The 22,465-nt window shown below is 68.7% G+C and carries 20 protein-coding genes; 7 read left to right on the top strand and 13 right to left on the bottom strand.

The window, feature by feature from the left end; translation table 11 throughout:
- Positions 1 to 141: 141 nt before the first annotated feature.
- Complete coding sequence (locus HW837_RS10600) at positions 142 to 483, bottom strand: MerR family transcriptional regulator (RefSeq protein WP_045562088.1); 342 nt, start codon at positions 481 to 483, stop codon at positions 142 to 144.
- An 837-nt stretch (positions 484 to 1,320) separates the two neighbouring features.
- Here HW837_RS10600 and HW837_RS10605 point away from each other — a divergent pair.
- Positions 1,321 to 1,680, top strand: a complete 360-nt coding sequence (locus tag HW837_RS10605) for a hypothetical protein (RefSeq protein WP_045562089.1) — start codon at positions 1,321 to 1,323, stop codon at positions 1,678 to 1,680.
- A 226-nt stretch (positions 1,681 to 1,906) separates the two neighbouring features.
- Here HW837_RS10605 and HW837_RS10610 read toward each other — a convergent pair whose 3' ends face one another.
- The 3 genes from HW837_RS10610 to HW837_RS10620 all read right to left on the bottom strand — a co-directional run bounded on the left by HW837_RS10610 (position 1,907) and on the right by HW837_RS10620 (position 4,909).
- The gene (locus tag HW837_RS10610) at positions 1,907 to 2,752 is read right to left on the bottom strand and encodes an AfsR/SARP family transcriptional regulator (protein WP_045562090.1); all 846 of its coding nucleotides are present in this window, start codon (positions 2,750 to 2,752) and stop codon (positions 1,907 to 1,909) included.
- Positions 2,753 to 2,876: 124 nt separating this feature from the next.
- A complete protein-coding gene (locus HW837_RS10615) occupies positions 2,877 to 4,079 on the bottom strand; it encodes an IS701 family transposase (protein ID WP_313895500.1) in 1,203 nt (400 codons plus the stop codon).
- A 167-nt stretch (positions 4,080 to 4,246) separates the two neighbouring features.
- Positions 4,247 to 4,909 (bottom strand): ScbR family autoregulator-binding transcription factor, encoded by a 663-nt coding sequence (locus HW837_RS10620; RefSeq protein ID WP_045562091.1) that lies wholly within the window; start codon positions 4,907 to 4,909, stop codon positions 4,247 to 4,249.
- A 203-nt stretch (positions 4,910 to 5,112) separates the two neighbouring features.
- On the opposite strand from HW837_RS10620, the gene HW837_RS10625 reads away from it, so the two are divergent.
- Positions 5,113 to 5,973 (top strand): ScbA/BarX family gamma-butyrolactone biosynthesis protein, encoded by an 861-nt coding sequence (locus tag HW837_RS10625; protein WP_193380600.1) that lies wholly within the window; start codon positions 5,113 to 5,115, stop codon positions 5,971 to 5,973.
- Positions 5,974 to 6,044: 71 nt separating this feature from the next.
- Here HW837_RS10625 and HW837_RS10630 read toward each other — a convergent pair whose 3' ends face one another.
- Positions 6,045 to 6,809 carry an SDR family NAD(P)-dependent oxidoreductase gene (locus HW837_RS10630; protein WP_045562092.1) on the bottom strand — a complete coding sequence of 255 codons (765 nt, stop codon included), beginning with the start codon at positions 6,807 to 6,809 and terminating at the stop codon, positions 6,045 to 6,047.
- Between the two features lie 719 nt (positions 6,810 to 7,528).
- Between HW837_RS10630 and HW837_RS49970 the strand changes: the two genes are divergently transcribed.
- Positions 7,529 to 8,791, top strand: a complete 1,263-nt coding sequence (locus HW837_RS49970; protein WP_324611275.1) for a nucleotide disphospho-sugar-binding domain-containing protein — start codon at positions 7,529 to 7,531, stop codon at positions 8,789 to 8,791.
- 105 nt (positions 8,792 to 8,896) lie between these two features.
- Positions 8,897 to 9,769, top strand: a complete 873-nt coding sequence (locus HW837_RS10640; RefSeq protein WP_045562094.1) for an NAD(P)-dependent oxidoreductase — start codon at positions 8,897 to 8,899, stop codon at positions 9,767 to 9,769.
- Positions 9,770 to 9,826: 57 nt separating this feature from the next.
- Here HW837_RS10640 and HW837_RS10645 read toward each other — a convergent pair whose 3' ends face one another.
- Entirely contained in the window at positions 9,827 to 10,453 is a 627-nt protein-coding gene (locus HW837_RS10645) for a TetR/AcrR family transcriptional regulator (RefSeq protein ID WP_045562134.1), read from the bottom strand.
- Between the two features lie 207 nt (positions 10,454 to 10,660).
- Between HW837_RS10645 and HW837_RS10650 the strand changes: the two genes are divergently transcribed.
- Entirely contained in the window at positions 10,661 to 11,806 is a 1,146-nt protein-coding gene (locus HW837_RS10650; protein ID WP_313895499.1) for an acyl-CoA dehydrogenase family protein, read from the top strand.
- A 97-nt stretch (positions 11,807 to 11,903) separates the two neighbouring features.
- Positions 11,904 to 13,334 (top strand): flavin monoamine oxidase family protein, encoded by a 1,431-nt coding sequence (locus HW837_RS10655; protein WP_063819960.1) that lies wholly within the window; start codon positions 11,904 to 11,906, stop codon positions 13,332 to 13,334.
- Positions 13,335 to 13,452: 118 nt separating this feature from the next.
- Here HW837_RS10655 and HW837_RS10660 read toward each other — a convergent pair whose 3' ends face one another.
- Entirely contained in the window at positions 13,453 to 14,439 is a 987-nt protein-coding gene (locus HW837_RS10660; protein ID WP_045562096.1) for an aldo/keto reductase, read from the bottom strand.
- Between the two features lie 9 nt (positions 14,440 to 14,448).
- Positions 14,449 to 15,810: a nucleotide disphospho-sugar-binding domain-containing protein gene (locus HW837_RS10665; RefSeq protein ID WP_193380599.1), complete on the bottom strand. Its 1,362-nt coding sequence runs from the start codon at positions 15,808 to 15,810 to the stop codon at positions 14,449 to 14,451.
- Positions 15,811 to 16,186: 376 nt separating this feature from the next.
- On the opposite strand from HW837_RS10665, the gene HW837_RS10670 reads away from it, so the two are divergent.
- Positions 16,187 to 17,023 (top strand): NAD(P)-dependent oxidoreductase, encoded by an 837-nt coding sequence (locus HW837_RS10670; RefSeq protein WP_045562136.1) that lies wholly within the window; start codon positions 16,187 to 16,189, stop codon positions 17,021 to 17,023.
- A gap of 117 nt (positions 17,024 to 17,140) precedes the next feature.
- On the opposite strand, the gene HW837_RS10675 is transcribed toward HW837_RS10670, so the two are convergent.
- From HW837_RS10675 to HW837_RS10695, 5 genes are read right to left on the bottom strand one after another with little or no spacing between them, the layout of a single operon-like run.
- Complete coding sequence (locus HW837_RS10675; protein ID WP_193380598.1) at positions 17,141 to 18,313, bottom strand: acyl-CoA dehydrogenase family protein; 1,173 nt, start codon at positions 18,311 to 18,313, stop codon at positions 17,141 to 17,143.
- A gap of 55 nt (positions 18,314 to 18,368) precedes the next feature.
- The gene (locus HW837_RS10680) at positions 18,369 to 19,754 is read right to left on the bottom strand and encodes an NDP-hexose 2,3-dehydratase family protein (RefSeq protein ID WP_193380597.1); all 1,386 of its coding nucleotides are present in this window, start codon (positions 19,752 to 19,754) and stop codon (positions 18,369 to 18,371) included.
- Positions 19,751 to 20,785, bottom strand: coding sequence for a dTDP-glucose 4,6-dehydratase (gene rfbB / locus HW837_RS10685; RefSeq protein WP_045562100.1), 1,035 nt, complete (start codon positions 20,783 to 20,785; stop codon positions 19,751 to 19,753). Before rfbB ends, HW837_RS10680 begins: the two co-directional genes overlap by 4 nt.
- Positions 20,782 to 21,849 carry a glucose-1-phosphate thymidylyltransferase gene (locus tag HW837_RS10690; RefSeq protein ID WP_193380596.1) on the bottom strand — a complete coding sequence of 356 codons (1,068 nt, stop codon included), beginning with the start codon at positions 21,847 to 21,849 and terminating at the stop codon, positions 20,782 to 20,784. The genes rfbB and HW837_RS10690 overlap by 4 nt, the downstream gene beginning before the upstream one ends.
- Positions 21,846 to 22,460, bottom strand: coding sequence for a dTDP-4-dehydrorhamnose 3,5-epimerase family protein (locus HW837_RS10695; RefSeq protein ID WP_045562102.1), 615 nt, complete (start codon positions 22,458 to 22,460; stop codon positions 21,846 to 21,848). Before HW837_RS10695 ends, HW837_RS10690 begins: the two co-directional genes overlap by 4 nt.
- Positions 22,461 to 22,465: the final 5 nt, after the last annotated feature.

Raw genomic sequence — 22,465 nt, forward strand, 5'->3', positions numbered from 1 at the left:
TGACCCACCCCGTCCAGCGCCTCACCCCGTCGTACCGCCCCGTCGCCCCGCTGGTTCGGGTCGCATTCGGCACTCGTGGCCCGATCAGCGACTGCGCCGACACAGGGGATGCAGGGCCCGCCGATACCGGCGAGCCGGCTCTCAGGCCCCGGTGGCCGTCGGATCGGCCGATCCGCCGGCACGGCGGTACTCGGCGTTGATGCGCTCGGCTTCTTCGAGCTGGTCTTCGAGGATGATGATCCGGCATGCGGCCTCGATCGGGGTTCCCTGATCGACGAGCTCGCGCGCGCGGGCCGCGATGCGCAGTTGGTAGCGGGAGTAGCGGCGGTGACCGCCCTCGGACCGCAACGGTGTGATCAGTCGTGCTTCGCCGATGGCGCGGAGGAAGCCGGGGGTGGTACCGAGCAGCTCGGCGGCCCGGCCCATCGTGTAGGCGGGGTAGTCCTCGTCGTCGAGACGGTCCAGCGACTCGTCCGCTGTCATCTCACCTCTCTGTGGAACGCGTCGAGGGGCCCTGGTGCCGTACGGCACCAGGGCCCCGAAGGAACATCAACACCATCTGCCGACCGTAGTACTGCGCCGGCCTTCTGTTTCCGCACGGCCGCCCGATACGCGACGGGGGTGCGGGGATCGCGGATGCGTGACCGGAGACCACCTACCTATCGATGTCCTGCGGTACCCGGGCTCGCTTCTCTCACCCGGGCGATCCTGATGGCGCTCGACTCCTCCGTTCTTCCCTCTGAATCGATCACTTGCCAAACGGGGGACTGCGTACTGCTGGTACTGCTTGTACTGCTGGTACCGCGAACTGCTGCGACCGCGTCAACCGCGGCTTTCATCTCGGCAGCCCCTCATCACTGCGGGCCACCCGGTCCGGTCGTCAGTCCCGTCGCCGTCGTGCAACGAATCTGGCTTCGAAACTCCACCACCGGGCCGTCATGCGTGTACTGCTGCCCGGCAGTTCGTGTCTGCCGGGCCTTGCTGGATCTCGACTACAAGAGAAACCATAAGCGTGCGGGCAACGAATGTCTACTCCGGCGAGCATAGATTTTGTGCGCTCGACAAGGAGGCACCCCCCTCGGCCGTCGCACGGATGGACCCTGGATCCCCCCGCCGAACTTCCCGTGACGCCACCGACCGGGGCGTTTCGCGTCGACGGCGCTTCTCACCCCGGCCGTCCCCGCCCCGCCGCGCACGCGCCACGCATGTGCGCGCCCCCTGCCATCCACCGCAGCACCGGGGAAGCCGGGCGCGCTCGTGTTGCCTGGTGGTGCCACCACCCACGCCATCCACACGTGCCGGTGCATAGAATTCGCTCTCATGCCGAAGCCTGACGAGCTGATCCTCGACATCGCCACCCTGGTGGAATCGGGGCAGAGCAATCAGATGTCCCTGACCGTGGTCACCGGTGGCACCGTCATCACCGGTCGCCTGGCTCCCGAAGCCATGTGGCGGCAGAGGGTGTCGGAGGTACTGAAGGACTCCGACCGACTGGGCGAGTTCTCCTCTGTCTTCGACACTCCCGTGAAGAGGGACGGGCCGCCCACACATCTGCACTTCCATGTCGCCCGGATCCTTCAGGGCACCGTGGGCATCCCGGAGACCGGCGGGATGTACCGCGTCGCGATCGAGGACGTCAGCGCCTGGACCGTGGGCGACTTCAGCTACTCCGACCACTGACTCACCCACTGACCTACCGCCGCGACGAAAGCAGCACGGAACGCGGTGAGGGGGTCCTGCCGACGCACGCCGACAGGACCCCCTCACCGCTCTGCTCTGCTCTGCTCTGCTCTGCTCGGCTCGCGCCCGGGATGCTCGGTACCGCATTCGCGACCGTCACGACACAGCGCCCTGAGCGGAACCGAGCACTCGCCTCCCCCGTCGACCGCACGGCAATGCCGTTGCGTCAGCCGGCGATGGCAGAGTCCCACAGGCGCGTGAACTCGACTGGTGAGGAGAGGGCCCTGGGACGGCCCCTGTGCGGGAAAGGTCCGTCGGTGCTCGCGTTGAGGATGTCGGCCTGCAGCCGCTGGAGTTCCTCCGAAGGCTCCAGACCCAGTTCGCGTCTGAGGATCGAGTAGAGGTGCTGGTAGGCCTGCAGAGCCTCGGCCCGGCGGCCGGCTTGGTGCAGTGCCGTGATGAGCCGGCCGTGGAACCACTCATGCAAAGGGTGGTCGTTGACCAGAACTCGCAGCTCCGGAAGGATCTCCCGAAAGCGGCCCAGCTGGAATTCGCTTTCCACGCGGAGCTCGAGGGCGCGGATTTTGAGTTCTTCCATGTGGGCTATTCGGCCGTGGAGCACCCCGGCGACGGGCACGTTGCTCAGCATGGGGCCGCGCCACAGACCGCGCGCCCGGTTCACGTGCGCCACCGCCTTCTCCGGTGCCCCCTGGTGAAGTTCCTGCTGGGCGAGTCGCACGAGTTCCTCGAAGACGCATGCGTCGACTTCGTCGCGGGCGATGTCGAGGAAGTAACCGGGAGCCTGGGTGAGCAGCAACTTCCTCTCACCACTGACCACTTGGGCGTCGTGGAGCATGCGACGGGCGTGGTAGACGTGTGTCTGGAGGGTGCGGGGTGCGCCGCTCGGCGGGTTCTCCCCCCAGAGTTCACGGACCAGCGTCTCCGCCGCGATGGGTTCGCGCGGCTGGAGTGCCAGCACGGCGAGCATCTGACAGATCTTCGGGGCCTTGGGAGCGAACGTCTCGCCTTCATCGGTGGTGATCCGGAATGGGCCGATGAGGTGGAACTGCACTGGCCGCACGCTCCTTCCGCCGCCGTCCGGCGCTCGTGTCGCTGTCCAGTCGGTCGATCCGGACAGCTGAGACGGTAGAGCGCGGAGGGCCGTGAGTCTCCTGTGCGGAGCCGAGAGTGTCACGTTACCGGACGGTAGGTTTGTTGCTGTGCGGCACATCGCGATCGCGCTGCGGGGCGTACGGCGGCAGCACGGAGCTACTCTCCATGGCGACGGCCAGGTGGGCGGCGGAGGCCAGGGTGACGTGGCGGTGCCAGCCGGGAAAGGACCGGCCGGCGAAGTCCCGTATCCCGACCTTGTCGGAGATCGCGTTGAAGTCGCGCGCGACGACGTTCGGCAGCGTGGTGAGCCACAGGACCAGCCGCAGCGACGGGAGACCACCACCGGCCAGCCACAGCTTCCCGGGTCTGGCGGCCGTTTTCCGCCACTCGCCGACCAGTGTCATGCCGCCGCCCCCCACGGCGGCCGGCCCGGGGGCGGTGACGGGTATCGCCACGGCCGTCATGGGGCGTTCACCGATGTTGACCTGCTGCCGCAAGCTGATGAGGGAGGAGGCCAACTCCGCCGCCGTACGCACTCTGTCGCCGTACCTCGGCAACTCCGACCGGTCGATGCGCAGTTGTTCCTGGGGATCGACCCGCACGACGAAGGGGATTCCGGCCGAGGTGAAGTGCCGGGCCAGGGCCAGCACGTCGATGCCGTCGACGTCCACCACCACGGGGCCGTGCTGGACTTCGGGGATGCCCGTGATGGCGGCCACCGCCTCGCGCACGCAATCGTCGAGGGAGTCGGCCACGACACCGGTGGGTATACCGGCCCGCTGCCGCCGGGGACTGCTGAGCCAGCGGCCGGACAGTCGCAGACGCCAGTCGACGGGCACTGCGGACCTGCCGGAGACCAGCCACGCCCCTACCGCCTGCTGGCCGGTCACGGTCTGATTCATGTGCGGGAGGAAGTGACGGTCGACACCGATCGAGTGCGCGCCGACCTTGGGGATCATCGTGGACCTGACGACCCAGGCGTCCGGCGCCAGGTTCCTCTGCACGTACTGCGCCACGGCATGGCGCACCGGTATCCACTCCCAGGGCGATTCGCTGATGAAGTGATGGACACTCTGCTGCGCCGCGCCGCCCTCGAACTGGGCGGCGATGTTGCGCAGCGTCTTGCGCCCGGGCACGGTCAGCAGTCCGCGCACATACCGCTCGGCCTTGAGCCGCTGGCCACTGCGCTGCAGGGATCTGAAGAGGTGAGCACCGAGCTCTTCCAGCAGCGACTCGCAGTACGAGTCCAAGTGTGTGCAGACGGGTTCGAACAGGCTCAGACGCACGGATCCCCCTGTTGACGTCGGTCACGCGGTCGACGAGGTGGCACGTAACGCGTGCACCCGTCCATCCACTCTTACATAAACCGTCAATCAGTCCGGTTTATTTGCGCGAAGCCCGCCCATCTCCGGGGTCCGCGGCTGTGGATGCCGCCATTGACGTCGGCGCCACGTCAGGACGTCGGAACCGGGGCGGGTTCCCCGCCCGACGACCGAGCAGCCGCCAGCAGGTGTTCGGCCCGGTAGTGAGAGATGTCCAGCTTGGCCAGCACCTCGGTTGGCACCAGGCCGGGCAGCACGAGGGCGAACAGGGCCGACACTTCCTGGGACAGATCGCGGTCGGGCAGCGTCTCGGTGACCAGCTGGACACCGGTCCAGGCCCCGACCACGAGTCGGGCGATCTGCGCCGGATCGACGTGCAAGCGCAGTTCGCCGCGCTTCTTGGCCTCGGTGAGCAGGTCTGTCGACACGGCGATCCAGTCCGGCCAGCGGGTGCCGAACAGGGATCGCGCCTTGGGGTCGACGGACAGTTGTATCGAGGCGCTGAGCACAGGCTCCCTGGGGACGCGGTACGCCAGCAGGAGCGCCAGATCCACCCATTCCTGCAGCTTCAGCGCCTGGGGCACGAGCCCTTCACTGGTCACGGCCTCGTCGAGCACCGCGCGTGCCAGCTCTTCCTTCGACGTGAAGTGGAAGTACACGCCGCCCCGGGTGAGTGGCACCCGCTCGATGAGCATGCCGATGGTGCTGGCCTCATAACCGAGCTCGTTGAACATCTGAGCAGCCGCATCGAGGATGGCCCTGCGTGTACGGATCGCCCGTTCCTGTCTAGCCACTCACGTCACCATGACCCTTCCTTTACTAGTGCTTGAACTCACACTTACTCAACCTCCAAAACCGAACGGAAGGCCGGTACTTTAGCAACGCAACTTATGCAGCTGCCTTGCAGGCCGGGTCCAAGGGGGAGATCTTGCCCGAAGTTCCTGTAGTGCCCCGTTACTTACCTCGCCCCCGTGGGGAATCGCCCTCACGATTGCTCGTGGGCGCCTACACCCACCTCAAACACACTAAAGCCGTCCTCATCCACAGTTGGCGGCGCCTGGGCGAGAACTCGTTCACGCTGGACCTCCGTTGGCCCGCCGCCCCGCACGGAGAATCGTACGATCCACGCATACTCGCCCAGACGATCAGACAGAGCGGTCTGACCGTCGCCCACGCCGAGTACGAGGTTCCGCTGGAGCACCACACCCTGCTGAACTTTCTCGGCCTCACCGTCTCACCGGACTTCCGGGTGTCGGACACCGAACCTTCGGCCCTGGTCGTCGACATCACCGTCTCCCCGGGCAAGAGCGGCCGTCGGGCCGCTCATACGATGCATATGGAGATCCGGACGTCCCCGGGCGGCGAGCCCGTCGCACGGGCCGACACCGAGTTCGCGTGGATCTCCCCGGCCGCGTACCGACGCGTGCGCGGCGACCACCTCACCGCCGGCTGGGGTGACTGGCCGCTCCCCGCCCCCGTCGACGCCGCACTCGTCGGCCGAAGCCGCGCCGCGGACGTGGTGCTCGCGCCCACAGCCGTGCCGAACCGCTGGCTGTTGCGCAACGACGTCGGCAACGTCCTGCTGTTCGACCACCCGGTCGACCACGTCCCCGGGCTGGTCCTGTGGGAGGCGGCTGACCAGGCGGCCCAGGCGCTGCTCGCGCCGATTGCCTCCCGACCCGTCTCGATCACCATCACCTATCTGCGCTATGTCGAGTTCGGGGAGCCGTGTCTGATCGAGGCACGCCCGGTCGGCCCGGCCGGCCCGGGTGAGTTCGCCGTCCGGGTCACGGGCTCCCAGGCCGACGCACTGGCCTTCACCGCCGATATCCGTACGGTGACGGGGCCGATGCGCTGACTCGCGGACGGGGAGGGCGTCCGGCGTGCGCTGCCGTCGGACGCCCTCCTCGCTCTGGTGTCACTCTGCTGTCACTGGTTCACGAAACCGCCGTCCACCGGCATCACGGTGCCGGTCAGGAACGGACAACGGTCGCTGAGCAGCCATGCGGCCGCCTGTGCGATCTCCTCCGGCTCGGCCGTACGCCCCTGGGGCGTCAGGGAGTTGACCAGATCCTGAAGCCCTGGGTTACGGCCGAACCAGTCGAGGGTGATCTCGCTGCGCGTGGTTCCCGGGGCGATGGCGTTCACCCGAACCCCCTGCTTGGCGTATTCGTCGGCGGCGGCCCGGGTCAGCCCCACGACCGCGTGCTTGGACGCGATGTACGGGGCGGCCGCGGGGATGGCCACCACACCGGCGACGCTGCTGTTGTTGACGATGGAACCGCCGCCGTTCGGCAGCATGGCGGCGATCTCGTGGCGCAGGCAGTTGAAGACGCCGCGGACGTTGGTGTCCATGACACCGTCGTAGACGTCGTCCGACATCTGGTGCAACGGGGTGCGGTCGCCACCGATCCCGGCGTTGTTGAACGCGGAGTCGAGCCGGCCGTACCGCGCGACGACGAAATCCACCGCCCTCGCGACATCCTCGGCGACCCGGACGTCGCCGACCGCGTACGCCGCCTCCGCCCCCGTGTCGCGGAGCTCCCCCACGAGAGCGGCCAGCCGCTCCTCCCGCCGAGCGGTGACCACGACCACCGCCCCCTCCTCCGCGAACACCCGTGCCGCCGCTTCGCCTATACCGCTGCTCGCGCCGGTGACGAGTACGACTTTCCCCTTCAGAAGATCACTGGTCATAGGGGGAGTGTGACAGGCGGGGCGCGGGGCGGTTCAGGGTTACCGGCCGATGACCGCGCCATTGACCACGCGTCATACGCTGCGACGGCTCGGACCGGCACATGAGGACAGAGTCCTTCAGCCTGTCGTCCAGCCCCTCGGCAAGCCACTGAATGACAGGAGATTTTCCTTGCTCGGCGCATCCCTTGGCACGGTGTCGAACTGCGGTCCAGGGAACCGTGGCAGGCCGCAGAATACGTCGCGCTCCAGGACCGGGTGCGGGCCGAGACCCCTGGCTGCCGTGGGTGCCCGAGATCACGGACACCGAGTCCGCTCTGTTCTGGCTTCAGCGTAGGGCGGACAGTCGGGTCGAGGAGGGCCCCGGATCCATGGCAACGGCATGCCCCGGGTGCGGTGGCGGATGGCACCGGACAACCATTCCAGCAGCGCCGCGCCAAGCGACCCGGCATGTCCTTCGAGTGCGTCCTGCGCGGCTGCCTTCCTCATCGTGGCCGACGTCTGGACGTGGAGGTCCGGTCCGTCCTGGCCGGTGAACGGACGGCCGACCGGCAGCGCCCCGCACAGAGCGGCGCCTGAAGCCACGGCGCTCCTCCGGCTTCCCTGCGTACCGCCGGGGTGAAGCGGAGGCGCGCCATGCCGTCAACGTGAGAAGAGAATCGGAGACTCCTGTGCGCGTCTTGTTCACCGTCTGGCCCGCTGCGGCACACCTCTTTCCGAGTGTGCCGCTCGCCTGGGCCCTCCAGGCAGCGGGACACGAAGTATGCGTGGCCTCCCGGCCCGCCCTCGCCGGCCCGACCACGGCCGCCGGACTCGCCGCCGCCACGCTCGTCGACGAGAGCGATCTCCCGCGTTCGGTCGGTGCCGCGAGCCCGGCTTCGACGGAGTCGCGACAGGCGTGGTCGCGCATCACCGAGGCGATGGCGATCGACCCCGCCGACCCGGTGGCACCGCACCTGTGGCGCCTCTACCGCGACTATGTCGCCCCGGCGCTGAACGACCTTCAGCCCGCCGACGCCTTGCCCGACCGCCCTCAGCCGGTGCTGGACGCCCTGGTCCGGTTCTGCCGGAGCTGGAAGCCGGATCTGGTGCTCTGGGACCCCACGATGCCGGCCTCCGCCGTGGCGGCGAGGACTCTGGGAGCCGCACACGCTCGGCTGTTGTGGGGACTGGACCATGTGGGCTGGTCGGTCGACCGTTACACCCGGCGCAAGGACGAACTGGGTGAGGCACTCATCGACAGGGACCCGGTGGTGGCGGCGGTGCGCGCGATGGCCGAGCGGTACGAGGTGGCGTTCGATGACGAACTGCTGCACGGTCAATGGTCGCTGGATCCGATGCCGGCCGGGATGCGGTTGCCCACGGGGCGTCGAACCGTGCCGATGAGCTGGGTCCCGTACACCGGATCGGGCGTTCTGCCCGAGTGGCTCCACGAGCGCACCGGCCGACCACGCGTGGCTCTCACGCTCGGCGCGTCGATGCGCGCCTTCAGCAAGGACAGCGAGCCGCTGATCGCCCATCTCCTCGAAGCCGTCGGCGCGTTGGACATCGACGTCGTGGCCACTCTGAACGCCTCGCAACTCGAGGGGATCGACCACGTGCCCGACAACGTGCGGACGATCGACTACATGCCGCTCTCCCAACTGCTGCCGACCTGCTCGGCGGTCATCCATCACGGCGGTTACGGCACCATGTGCGCTGCCGCGGCAGCCGCCGTGCCGCAGATCGTCGCGATGGACGGCGAAGCGGTCATGGAGGGACCGATCAGCGCGCACTACCTGACCGAACAGGGCGCGGGTCTCCGGCTGGAACACGCGGAGTGCTCGGTGGACGACATCCGCAAGATGGTCACCAGGGTCCTGGAGGAACCCTCGTTCCAAGAGGCCTCGGAAGCGATGCGCCGGGACCTTCTCGCCTCCCCGAGCCCGGCCGACGTGGTGCCTGTCCTCGAAAGACTGGTGGCGGAGTACCGCACAGCCATCTGAACTCTCCTACCGCCGGGCCCAGTTAGAGCGTTCTTTCTATCGCTCGTGCTAGCCTGAAAACTAGTTAGAACGATCGATCCAATGTGAAGCGAGTAAGGGGTCTTCATGCAGAAGCAGGCGGTCACCATCATCGGGCTGGGCCCGATGGGACACGCGATGGCCAGCACGTTCATCGACAAAGGTCACCGGGTGACCGTGTGGAACCGGACCGCGGGCAAGGCCGACGACCTCGTGGCCAAGGGAGCCGTGTCGGCGCCCAGCCCGGCGGAGGCGTTGTCGGCCGGCGAGGTGGTGGTCCTCAGCCTGACGGACTACGACGCGATGTACGCCATCCTGGACCCCGCCGCGCACGCGTTGTCGGGGAAGGTCGTCGTCAACCTCAGTTCGGACACCCCGGAGAAGGCACGGGAGGCGGCCAAGTGGGCGGCCCGCCACGGCGCCGAGTACCTCACGGGTGGCGTGCAGGCTTCCCCCACGGGTATCGGTGAGCCGGAGTCCTTCACCTTCTACAGCGGTCCCCAGCACGTGTTCGAGGCGGTCAAGGAGACGCTGGAGGTACTCACCAAGACCGACTACCGGGGTGAGGACCCCGGCCTGGCCGCGCTGTACTACCAGCTCCAGTTGGACGTCTTCTGGACGACGGCGCTCGCGTACCTGCACGCGCTCGCGGTGGCCGACGCCCATGGGATCAGCGCACAGGACCTGCTGCCGTATCTCTCCGGCACAGTGGCCTCGATGCCGGACTTCTTCGGCTTCTACACGCCCCGCATCGACGCGGGCGAACACCCGGGCGATGTCGACAGGCTGGCCATGGGCGTCGCCAGCGTCGACCATGTGGTGCAGACCGCAAAGGACGCAGGCGTCGACGCCGCCCTGCCCGCCGCGGTCCTGGAGATCTTCCGACGGGGCGTCGACGCGGGATACGCGGCGGACAGCTTCACCAGCCTGATCGAGACTTTCAAGAAGCCCACGGTCTGAACCGCCTCAAGGGCGCGCGTGCACACCGACTGCGTGTACGCGCGCCCTCGACATTGCTCACACAGGCCCGGCAGCCGTCCCGCGGGCACTGTCGATCAGCAGTGCGAGGTGCCTGCCCGCGGCCTCCAGCGGCACCTCGCTCCTGGTCATCTGAGCCGTCAGCTCGGCGCCCTCCAGGATGCTGATCACGGTGTGGGCGAGTGCGCGGGCGTCGTCCTCGGCCACCCCCGACTCCGTCAGCTTGTCGAGAACCAGGGCATGCCAGCGCGCGAACGCCTCCGAGGCCGCTGCCTGGATCTGGGGATAGCGGCCGGACGCGCCCAGCCCCGTCGTGGTGACGGGGCAGCCGTCCCTCCAGTCCGACGCGCGCAGCCCCTCCGCGAGTCTGCGGGTGAAAAGCACGAGCGCCGAGGCCGGGTCCTCCTCTTCGTCGAACACGGCACGCAGTTCATCGACGAACTCCCGGTCGCCGCGGTGCAGCGCCTCGACGGCCAGCGCCAGTTTGCCGCCCGGGAAGAAGTGATAGACCGAGCCGAGCGTCGCGCCGGCCTCGGCGGAGATCTGCTTGATCCCCGTGCCGTCGTAGCCCTGGCGTTGCATCAGTCGCGAGGCCGCCCGGGCGATGCGTTCACGGGTGGCGACGACGGGCTCGGAGGCGTCCCCTGGCCGCTTCTCGTCACTCATGGACTTCGTCTTCACAGTGCGAGGTTACCAGGTAGAGCGTTCTTTTCAGTGGTGTCGTTCGTCATGCCCGCGAGCCGGAATTACCGGCTCATTGACGGTGGACGGATACGGTCCTTGCGAACCGCGCAGAAAGCAAACTCCCCTGCCGAACTGATCGTTGATCAGAAAGAGGGCCGAACGGTCGCCACAGAGAAGGATTTCCTGAAGGTGCTCGATGCGATTCGTGAAATCGCTCCGACGCTCCGAAGCAACGGCAGACGCGCCGAGAAGGAGAACTGGATTCCGCAAGCGAACATCGAACTGCTGGAGAACACCGGTCTGTTCGGCGTCGCGGTACCCGAGCGCTTCGGGGGACTCGATCTGCCCGCCGCGCAGCAGGCCGCCCTCCTCACCGAGACGGCGCGGTCCTGCGGTTCGACGGGCTGGGTCTCCATGGTCTGGGTGACGACCGCCTGGATGGCGACCCTCTACCCCGACGCCGCGCAGGAGGAGGTGTTCTCGGACGGCCAGGTGCGCGTCTCCGGCGGCTTCACACCCTCCGGCACTCTCGTCCCGACCGAGGGCGGGTACGTCCTGAACGGGTCCTGGCGGTTCAACACCGGTGTCCGGGGCGCCCGTTGGAATGTGTGTACCGCCCTGGCCGAGAACGGGCACGGGCAGGTCGAGGAACTGTTCCCGCTGGTGCCCACCGCTGAGCTGACACTGGCCGACGACTGGGACGTCTTCGGCGCCGCCGGCACCGGAAGCGTCACCTCGACCGCGCAGGACGTCTTCGTCCCCGCACACCGAGTGGTCGACGCGTCGGTGTACGAAGCAGCCACGAAGGGCCGTTGGAACGCACATCTCACCGGCCGCAACTACAGCCTGCTCAGCTACATCCTGGCCACGACCGCGTCCACGTTCATCGGCCTGGCCCAGGCGGCCCTCGACGAGTTCGTCGCCCGCTTGCCGGGAAAGGGCATCACCTACACGAACTGGTCCGAGCAGAAGGAACATCCGCACATCCAGTTCCAGGTGGCCATGGCCGCCAACAAGATCGCCTCCTGCGAAGGACTTCAGCGGGCCCTGCTCGAAACCGTGCAGCGCCGCGCGGACAACGGGGAGAAGATGACGCTGGAGGAAAAGGCGACGGTGCGCGGCCAACTCGCTTTCGTGGCGCAGACCGCGAAAGAGGCCGTCGCCATGCTGCTCACGCTGAGCCCGGCCTCCTCCATCGCGCGCGGCGCGGCGCTGCAGCGCATCCACCGGGACGTCACGGCGCTCTCCCTGCACGGTCTGCTCGCCCCGATCGGCTCGCTGGAGGCACAGGGGCGAGTGCTGCTCGGGCTGGAACCCGGCACGGAATACCTCTGATCGCACCGTCGCGCGGCCGTCCGACGAACCGGTCGGCTGCTCGGGCACGTGTCCCGGGCCCGAGCAATGACATATGAACAACCACCAAGGAAGATCCGTGACATCTCGCACAACCGAACCAGTACGTCATCGCCGTATCGCCCGGCGTCCCTTCCTCAAGGCAGTCGGAGCCGCCGTGGTCGTCGCCTCGGCAGGCGGCGTCGGGGCGGCCCAAGCGGCCGACCGGCGCGGTGCGGCAGCGGACGAATCCGCGGACGCCCTCATCATCGGTGCGGGCTATGCCGGTGTGACCGTGGCTCGTGAACTGTCCGCTCGCGGGCTGAAGCCGCTCATCCTGGAAGCGAGGAATCGCACCGGCGGCCGCATATGGACCGACACCTTCTCCGGCGAGCAGGTGGAGATCGGCGGCGGCTGGGTGGGCGAACAGCAGGTACTCGTGCAGCGGGAACTCACCCGCTATGGCATCACCACCACCCCTGACATAGGTCCGGACCGCATGCTGTTGCCGGGAGACAGCGGTCTTGAGAGCATGACGCCGGCCGAGGCTGTCGGGGCACTGAGCCCTCTGTGGACGGAGTTCTACCGGGGTTCCGAGACCTACTTCGAGCGCCCGTACGAGCCGCTTCACCGCAAGGACCTGCTCGCGAACGTGGACGGCATGTCCCTCGCCGACCGGCTCCGCCAACTCTCGCTGTCCCCCAAGGAATTCCACCGGCTCAACAGTGAGACGTCCCTGTACTCGGGCGGACCGAGTTCGATCGGCGCGCTGACCGGGATGGCGCAGTGGTTCCAGCTCAGCGGCGGGGACTACGAGAGCTCCCTGTCGATGAACCAGAAGCCCGCAGGGGGCATGATCTCGCTGCTCAAGGCCATGCTCAGGGAGTCCGGGGCCCAGGTGCGCCTGCAGTCGGCGGTCACCAGGATCACCGAGTCCAGGGGCGTGGTGACCGTGGAGGTATCGAGCGGGAAGCGGTACACGGCCCCGATGGTGGTCGTCGCGACTCCCACGAACGTGTGGAAGGACATCACCTTCCAGCCGGGCCTTCCCCCCGCCCACGCGACGGCGACGAGACAGGGAATCGGCGTCCCTCACTCGAACAAGTTGTGGATCCATGTCCAGGGCAGGACCGAGGCGCTGTTCGCCCAGACCCCGGAGGGCTCCCCCATCAGCATGATGCTGCCGCAGCAGCAACTGGCCGACGGACGCCTGATGGTGGCCTTCGCCGGGCCGTCCCTCGACGCCGGTGATCCCGCAGCTGTACAGGAGGCCGTCCGGGAGCTCCTGCCGGGCAGTTCGCTCATCCGATACCGGACGATGGACTGGGGAAGGGACCGGTACGCACGCGGTGGCTGGGGCCTTCGCAGGCCCGGCCAGTTGCTCGCCCTGTTTCCGCAGATCGAGGAACCGCACGGCCGGATCCTGTTCGCCGGCGCGGACATCGCGCAGGGTTGGCACGGCGCCTACGTCGAGGGCGCGATCGAGTCCGGGCTGCGTGCCGCGCGCCAAGCGGTCGCACTCGTTCGGTGACGGACATCGAGGCGCCGCCACGGATCTTCCGGTCCGGGGCGGCGCTTCGGCGTGTGCGGTGCCGCCGGGAAACAGGCTCTCCGGCCCGAGCACGCCGAAGCGACACGGCACCGCTCGCTCACCGCGCCCAGGCCTCCGGGCCGGGGCCGCCCCTTCCCACCGGGGGGAAGAGCTCGTCGAGGATGCGCAGCACCTCGTCGCTCAGACTCAGTCGCGTGGCCCGCAGGGCTCCGTGCAACTGCTCGACGCTGCGCGGGCCGATCACCGGTGCCGTGACGCCCGGGCGGGACATGACCCAGGCGAGACCGACCTCGGCGGGGTCCGCACCGAGGTCCGCGCACAGCTTCTCGTACGCCGTGACGGCCTCGCGGTGCTCCTCCAGCGCCTCCGCCGCCCGGCCCTGGGCACTCTTCATCGCGCTGCCCTCGGACAGCTTGCGCAGTGCGCCGCCGAGCAGCCCGCCGTGCAGCGGCGACCACGCCAGTACGGCGACTCCATAGCGCCGGCAGGCCGGGATCACCTCGAGTTCGACGTGGCGGGTGACGAGGTTGTACACGCTCTGCTCGGAGACGATGCCGAGGAAGTGGCGGCGCGCGGCGGCCTCCTGGGCCTCTCCTATGTGCCATCCGGCGAAGTTGGACGAGCCGACGTAGCGCACCTTGCCCTGCCGGGTGAGGGTCTCCATCGCCTGCCACACCTCCTCCCAGGGGGCGTGCCGGTCGATCCGGTGCATCTGGAACAGGTCGATCCAGTCGGTGCGCAGCCGCCGCAGCGACGCCTCGCAGGAGGCGATGATGTGACGTGCCGAGAGCCCGGAGTCGTTGGGCCAGTCGCTCATGGGACTGGCGACCTTGGTCCCGAGGATCACCTTCTCGCGTCGGCCGCCACCGCCGGCGAACCAGGAACCCAGGAACTCCTCGGTGAAGCCCTTGTGCTTCTGCCAGCCGTACTGGTTGGCCGTGTCGATGAAGTTCACGCCGTGGTCGAGCGCGGTGTCGAGGATGGCGTGGCTCTCCTCGTCGCTCGCCCTGACCCCGAGATTCAGGGTTCCCAGGCATATCTCACTGACCTTGAGGGCGGTCCGGCCCAGGTGGGTGTAGCGCATGGTGGTGTGTCAGCCCCCGTTCCGTCGGTTGTCGGTCAGCCGCTCGAGCAGCGGGACGATGTCGTGCGGGCTCGGAGTGGCCAACAGCTCCTCGTGGACGCGGTCGGCGCCGGCCTGGAAGGAGGGCTCGGTCAGGACGCGGGCGAGCCTCTTGCTCATCTCCTCGACGGAGTGCTCGGCACGATCCAGCATCAGGCCCGCGCCGCGGGAGAGCACGTACCGCGACGTGGGTGGGGCGTCCATGTGCTTGGCGGTGAACGAGGTGCGCGTGCCGTCGTCGTGCTGGACACCGACCTCGATGTCCCCGACGGTGACGAGCTGTGGCACCCGCATCGCCGACGCCGCGCCGAACGTGCCGATCCCGCCGTGGTGGACGATGGCCGAGCAGCTCGGCAGCAGCTGGGTGAGGGGAACGTAGTCGACCGTGCGGACATTGCGCGGCACGTCGATGCCCTGGATCTGCGCGCTGTCCAACGTGGCGACCACCTCGACGTCGAGGTCGGCGACACTGCGCAGCATGGCGGCGATGAACTCCTCGCCGTCCTTGAAGAACTGGCGGACCGACACGCCCAGGGACAGCGCCACCCTCGGCCGGTCGGGCTCGCGGCGCAGCCAGGGCGGGACAGCTCCGGTGCCGCTGAAGGGCACCCAGCGGACCGGTACGACACGGTTGTCGGTGGGAAGTCGCATCGCGGACGGAATGGGGTCGATGGTCCATTGACCGAGCAGTAGCTCGTCGTCGACCTCCACCCCGTAGTGCTCGGCGACGGGCCGCACCGCACGCGCGAGCGGATGGTCCACACCGGCCCTGGATTCGGCTGCGAGACCACCGATGCGTTCGGTCACCCAGCTCCAGTAGTCCAGGCCCCACAGCAGCCGGGCGTGGGCGGCACCCGATGCCCGTGCCGCCACGGCGGCCGACGGCCAGCACGGGTCCCAGATCACCAGATCGGGCTTCCAGAACCGGCAGAAGGAGACCAGGTCGTCGATGCCGGGCGGCGGAGTGGAAGGCGTGGCGTCGGCCGGGTGGAAGTCCCAGATCGCCGGAAGCACGAACGTGCGGAACATCTTCCATGGGTCGGCGTCGTTCCATGGGTCGGCGCCGGCGGGGGGCAGGTCCAAGGCCCGCTCGATGGCGTCCAGTTCCTCGGTCATGGCCGGTGGCACCGGGCGGGTGGCTGCCCGCGGGGACGGCATGCCCCGCGCCTCGCCGAGGGGTACCGAGGTGAGTCCCACCGAGGCGGTGGTCGCCGCCATGTCGGGGTGCGAGGCGACGACGACCTCGTGTCCCGCGCTGTGCAGGGCCCATGCCAGAGGCACCACGGGATACAGATGCGCAGCCGCCGGCCACACCGTCATGAGAACGCGCATGCAGGACTCTCCTCGATTCCAGTGCCGGCTCCCCATGGGTCGCGTCGGCAAAATGGCGCATGGGGCCCGAGTGACGCTACGGAGACGCACCCAATCGCCGTTCATTGCGGGGTAATCCGAACGGGAATCGCGACGGCACCTCACTCGAGTGTGGCGTCGGCTCGTGTGGCCACGCGCTTTCCGAGAGGTAAGTGACAAACACCGGGGCACGCGCTTGAGGGTTGTGGGGCCGCGACCCACGATGGAGCCGGTGTCGCGGGACGCACGCGTCAGGCCCTGATGTCGGCGGCGCCCCCCTACTTCATCGCCAACCATCCGATACCTGGGAGCAATTGTGGACAACCGCACCCCTGTGACCGTCATTGGGCTGGGCTCGATGGGCACGGCCCTGGCCGAAGCCTTCATCGAGGCGGGTCACCCGACCACTGTATGGAACCGGACGGCCTCGAAGGCCACTCCGTTGGTGGAAAAGGGCGCCGTCCAGGCCGAGTCGGTCGAGGACGCGGTCGCGGCCGGCCCTCTGGTCATCGCCTGTCTGACGACGTACGACGACACGCGCGCGGCCCTCGATCCAGCCCGTGAGGCGCTGAAGGGACGCGCCCTGGTCACCCTGAACAGCGGGTCCCCTGCCGGGGCCCGTGAGACGGCCACCTGGGCGCTGGAGCACGGTGCCCGTTTCCTGGGCGGTGCGATCAAGAACGTGCCCTCCGCCGTGGGAGACGAGGACACTCTGCTGTACTACGGCGGCGACAAGGGTGTCTTCGACGAGTTCGAGTCGACGCTGCGGGTGATGGGCGGCGACACCGTGTTCCTCGGTGAGGACGCGGACCTGGCCGCGCTGTACGAGATGGCGGTGGGCGGCACGCTGCTGCCCGCCCTCGTCGGGTTCTTCCAGGGAGCCGCCGCCCTTCAGGCGCGCGGCCTGGAAGCCTCCTCCATGGTCCGCTTCAGCATCAAGTGGTTCGAGATGATCAACTCGGTGCTGCCGTTGTTCGCCGAGGAGATCGATGCCGGCGACTACAGCAAGCCGGCGTCGTCGGTGAACCTGTTCGTCGCGGGCGCGGCGCACGACGCGGAGCTGGGCAAGGAGGCCGGACTCGACATGTCGTGGCACAAGCCGTTCCACGACCTGCTGCATCGGGCCGTCGAGGCGGGTCACGGCGACCACAGCATCTCGGCGCTGACCGAGGTCCTGAAGCAGCCCAAGGCCTGACGCACGTACTCAGCCCGGTACGGCAGACCGAGTATCGGTTCGCCGTACCGGGCTGAGCTGTTCCCGCGGTACGGGGATGTCGCGCCGGAGCGACGCGGCACCCCTGCGCCGTCGCTCCTACAGGACGGGGCTGTCCGGGTCGAGGCCCAGGAGGACGCGGCCGTGCACCTCCAGGTTGGACACGGGCGTCATCATGCCGTGCAGCGACAGACCTTCCAGGTCACGGTAGAAACGCTGGAAGTGGGCGCCGCGGGACAGGGCGGACGCCCCGCTCATGGCGTGCAGGGTCTCCACGGCCTCCTTGACCAGTTGGATGGCGTACCCGCAGCGGCCGTGGACGATGGCCCGTTCCTGCACCGTGGGGTGGGTGCCGCCGTCGGCCAGACGGTGCAGGAGGTCGATCACCTGGGCGTTGAGGGCCCTGGCCGCCACGATCTTGTTCTCGGCCGTGGCGACGCCGATCTGGGTGACCGGGTGCCGGTTCTGTTCCTCCCAGTTGGTGTACGCGATGGCCTTGCCCGGCAGCCGCTCGACGAACAGTTCGTAGGCGGCCTGTGCCATGCCGATGTACACGGCCACGCCTTCGGCGAGAACGAACCCCATGAGTCCGTAGCGACGGCCGGCGTTGTCGACGTGGTCCAGCAGGGCGCCCTCGACGGCCGCCTCGCCGTCCGCGACCCGATGGGCGGGCACGAACACGTCCTTGGCCGTCGTGGTGGAGCTTCCGGTGCCGATGGCGGCCGACACGTGCCAGTCGTCGGCGATCTGCAGTTCGCTCATCGGGACGAGGGCGTAGACCAGGTCCACCGAGCCGTCGGGGTGTTCGCGGAGCGCGGCGAGCATGTCCCAGTCGGCGGCCCTGCAACCGGTGTTGAAGCGCCAGGAGCCGTTGAGGAGGTAGCCGCCCTCGGTAGGCGTCAGGCTGCCGCTCGGGGTGAAGCCGCCCGACACACGGACGGCACCTTCCCCGAAGACCTCCTTCTGTGCCTTCTGCGGGTACAGACGGGCCATCCAGGCGGTCGACACCCAGGCGGCGGCGGTCCACCCGGTGGAACCGCAGCCGCGGGAGATCTCCTCCAGGACCGCCACCTGGTCCGCCAGCGGCAGGTCGAGCCCGCCGTAGGGGCCGGGCACCGCCATGCGGAACACCCCCGCCTTGTCCAGCAGGTCGATGTTCTCCTCGGGTATCCAGCGCCGGTCCTCGGCCTCCCGGCCGTTCTCCCTCAGGGTGGGCACGACGGCGGTGATCGCCTCGATGACGGCTGAGGCGCTGCTCGGGTCGGCTGCCATGATGTCTTCCTTCTGGTCGTCGTGGATGGTTCCCGCTGCCGACTGGGCGGCGGCGTCAGAGCCGCACGGCACCGCAATTGAGTACCGCGAGCAGGGTCCGCGCCTGGACGTTGAGGTAATGCCCGTGCCGGACCAGGGAGTTGAGCTGGCCGGGGGTGACCCATCGGTAGCCGGGCGGGGGGTCGTCCGGGGCCTGGTCCGCGTCCGCCGTCACGAAGAGATAGCGGCTCTCCGCGTTGAGGAACCGCCCACCCTCCTCCGAGTGGACCGCCTCGTAGCGGATGTCGGCCGAGTCGGCCTCCAGCACGAGATCGAGGAAGGAGGGTCGCCGGCCGACGCCGCGGTGGGCGTAGTTCTCCGGGGTGTACTGGACCGTGGGAGCCAGTTCGACGGTGTCGAGGAAGCCGCCCTCGACGCGGGCGTGGACCAGCACGTGCGGGACGCCGTCGAAGCGGCGTGTCACGAAGGCGATCACCCCCCGTGCGCAGGGCTCGATCAGGGGCTGGGACCAGGCGGTCACCTCCCGGCTGTCCGCCTGCACCGAGACGGCCACCACGCGGAAGTACCGCTGTCCGACGTGCTCGATGCTGGTGGGCGTGCGCACCCAGTCGGTGACCTGGGCCAGGGGCACACGGTCCACGCGCACGTCGTACCGGGAGCGTTCCGCCGTGAACCAGGACCTGATCTCGGTGTCCGCATGCAGCGCTTCGTGTTCGACGGGCGCCGTGGGAGCGCAGGCCAGCACGGTGCGCGCGTCCATGTTCACCACGTTGTCGCGGTGCAGGAGTTCGCCGATCTGCCCGAGGGTCAGCCAGCAGAAGTCCTCGTCGACCGGCACGTCCTCGTCGGTCTCCACGATCATGTTCCGGTTGGACTTGCGCAGGAACCAGGCGCCGTGTTCCGACTGCAGCGCGTCGGCCAGCACCCGGCCGCGCCCCGGCTCGACGAAGTGGTCGATGTACTTGACGTCCGCGCCCCGGTGAACCTTGGTGTAGTTGCTGCGGGTGGCCTGGACGGTGGGTGACAGCTGTAGCAGGTTCGCGTTGCCCGGCTCCATCTTGGCCTGCATCAGGAAGTGGAGGACTCCGTCGAACTCCTTGGCGAGGATGCCCAGAATGCCGACCTCGGGCTGGTTGATGATCGGCTGCTGCCAGCGCACGAGCGGGGCCGGGCCGATGGTCACCGTCACCCCCTCGACGGTGAAGAACCTGCCGCTGTGGTGGCCGAGCACCCCGAAGTCGTCGCGGAACGACCAGCCGTCCAGCTCCGCGAACGGGATGCGGTCCACACGGAACCGATGGGCCCGGGCGCGCTGCGCGAGCCATTCGGTGAAGGCGTCCGTGGGCAGGAAGGCGCCGGCGCGGGTGGCGGCCGCCGACCGGGCGAACCGCGCGGTCAGGCGGTCGTCGACGCGGGGTCGCAGGACGGTCGCGGTGCTCATCGCGCTCCTCTCGCCCGTCGGGGGGCGGGGCGCTCCGTGCGGTCGCCCGCCGACGCCCGCGTGCCGCGGTGCTTGGACGCCTTCCACCAGTGCGCGTTGTCGCGGTACCAGGCGACCGTGTCGGCCAGGCCCCGGTCGAAGTCGACGGTGGGTACGTAACCCAGTTCCTCGCGGATCTTGGTCTCGTCCAGTGAGTAGCGCTGGTCGTGTCCCTTGCGGTCGGGGACGTAGCGGATCCAGGACCGGTCGAGACCGGCCAGCTCGATCAAACTCTCGGTCACGGCCAGATTCGTCCGTTCGTTCCCGCCGCCCACGTTGTAGATCTCGCCGGCCCGGCCTCGGGTGAGGACCAGTTGGATGGCGCGCGAGTGGTCGTCGACGTGCAGCCACTCACGGATGTTCAGGCCGTCGCCGTACACCGGGACCGGTTCGCCTTCGAGGAGGTTGGTGATGAACAGCGGGATCAGTTTTTCGGGGTGCTGGTGCGGGCCGTAGTTGTTGGAGCAGCGGGTGATGGACAGGTCCAGGCCGTGGGAGCGCCAGAAGGCGCGGGCGATCAGGTCGGAGGCCGCCTTGGACGCGGCGTAGGGCGAGTTGGGCAGCAGCGGCCACTCCTCGGTCCACGAGCCGTGCTCGATGGTGCCGTAGACCTCGTCGGTGGACACGTGCACCACCCGTGGCACGCCGGCACTCACACAGGCCTCCAGGAGCACCTGGGTTCCGAGGACGTTGGTGCGGGTGAAGGCGTCGGCGGAGGCCAGGGAGCGGTCCACGTGGGACTCGGCCGCGAAGTGGACCACCGCGTCGTGTCCGGGCAGCAGGTCGTGCAGCACGTCACGGTCGCAGATGTCGCCCACGACCAGGTCGAGCCGCAGGTGGCCGAGGGGGATGTTGTCGCGGTTGCCGGCGTAGGTGAGTTTGTCCAGCACGGTGACGTGGGCGTCCTCGTAGCCCGCGTAACCGCCCGCGAGCATGGTGCGCACGTAGTGCGAGCCGATGAACCCGGCACCGCCGGTCACCAGGACTCTCATGCGGCCACCTCCACGCGCGTGTGGTCGCCGACGACCAGCCGGTGGTGGGCGTCGACGTGGGCGCTGGGTCCGACGCTGGCCGCACGCCCGATCAGGGAGCCGGCCAGGCCGGGGACCTGGGTGATCGAGGCGCCCGCCATGACGATGGAGTCGGCGAGGCGGGTGGCGCGCAGCAGGCAGTGTTCGCCGATGGCGCTGTCCGGCCCGATGTGGCTGTCCTCGATGACGGTGTGCGCGCCGATGATCGCCGGTCCCACGATGCGGGAGCGCACGACGCGGGCCCCGGCCTCGACGACGACTCTGCCCGCGATCTCGCTGGTGGCGTCGACATGTCCGTCGATGCGCGGGGCGAGCCGGGCCAGCAGCCACCGGTTGCACTCGAGTACGTCCTCGGCGCGTCCGGTGTCCTTCCAGTAGCCGGCGTACTCTCCGGCCCGCACGTCGGCGCCCTGGGTCACCAGCCACTGGATGGCGTCAGTGATCTCCAGCTCGCCGCGCGCGCTGGGCCGGATGGCGTCGACGGCCTCGTGGATGGCGGCTGTGAAGAAGTACACGCCGACCAGGGCCAGGTCGCTCGCGGGCCGCTCGGGCTTCTCGACGAGACGCACCACGGTGCCGTCCGGCCCCAGTTCGGCGACGCCGAACGCCCGCGGGTCGGCGACCTCCCGCACCACGACCTGCGCGGCCGGTCGATGCCGGTGGAAATCGACGGCGATGGCGTCGATGCCCTGGGGCAGCATGTTGTCGCCGAGGTACATCACGAAGTCGTCATCGCCCAGGAACGAGCGCGCCAGACGCACGCAGTGCGCGAGACCCAGCGGCCGGTCCTGCCGTACATAGGTGATGCGGGCGCCGAAACGCGCGCCGTCGCCGACGGCCTCGGCGATCTCGGAGGCCCGGTCACCGACGATGATCCCGATGTCGGTCACACCCAGGTCGCGGATTCTCTCCAGCACATGTTCCAGAACCGGTTTGTTGGCGACCGGGATGAGCTGTTTGGGCATCGAATAACTGAAGGGGCGCAGGCGTGTGCCCGACCCGCCCGACAGCACCAGAGCCTTCATGTCAGTGAATTCCTTACGGCGTTGGGTTGTGTGCCTTGTGTCGCCGCCGGCCACCTGGCGAGAACTCCGGCCGCTTCGGCTTCCGCGACGCCCGGGGCCTGGGCGTCCTTCCGGGACATCAGCGGTGGGTCGTCGAAGCCCCAGGGCAGGGCGAGATCGGGGTCGAGCGGGTTGATGTCGATCTGGGTGCCGGGCACATGCTCGCTGGACAGGACGTAACAGATGCAGGTGTCGTCGCTGAGCGCGAGGAATCCGTGCCCGACGCCTTCGGGTATGTACAGGGCGCGTCCCGATTCCGCGTCCAGGAGGGTCGTCTGGTACGTCCCGAAGGCCGGTGAGCCCACTCGGAGGTCCACGACGATGTCACGGAGTGCGCCGCGGACGCAGGTGACGTATTTGGCCTGTCCCGGCGGAATGGCCACGCTGTGGACACCGCGCAGGGTATTGCGGCGGGACACGGAGTAATTGATCTGCCGCGGGACGAAGGGGTGCCCCAGGGTGTCGGCGAGCAGATCGGACCGGAAGTGTTCGAAGAACGTGCCGCGCTCGTCGTCGAGCTGACGGGGCGTGATGACGTACGCCCCGGGGACCGCTGTCTCGGAGATGCGCATGGGCG

Source organism: Streptomyces caniscabiei, assembly GCF_014930365.1.
In the GTDB taxonomy this organism is placed as follows: domain Bacteria; phylum Actinomycetota; class Actinomycetes; order Streptomycetales; family Streptomycetaceae; genus Streptomyces; species Streptomyces caniscabiei.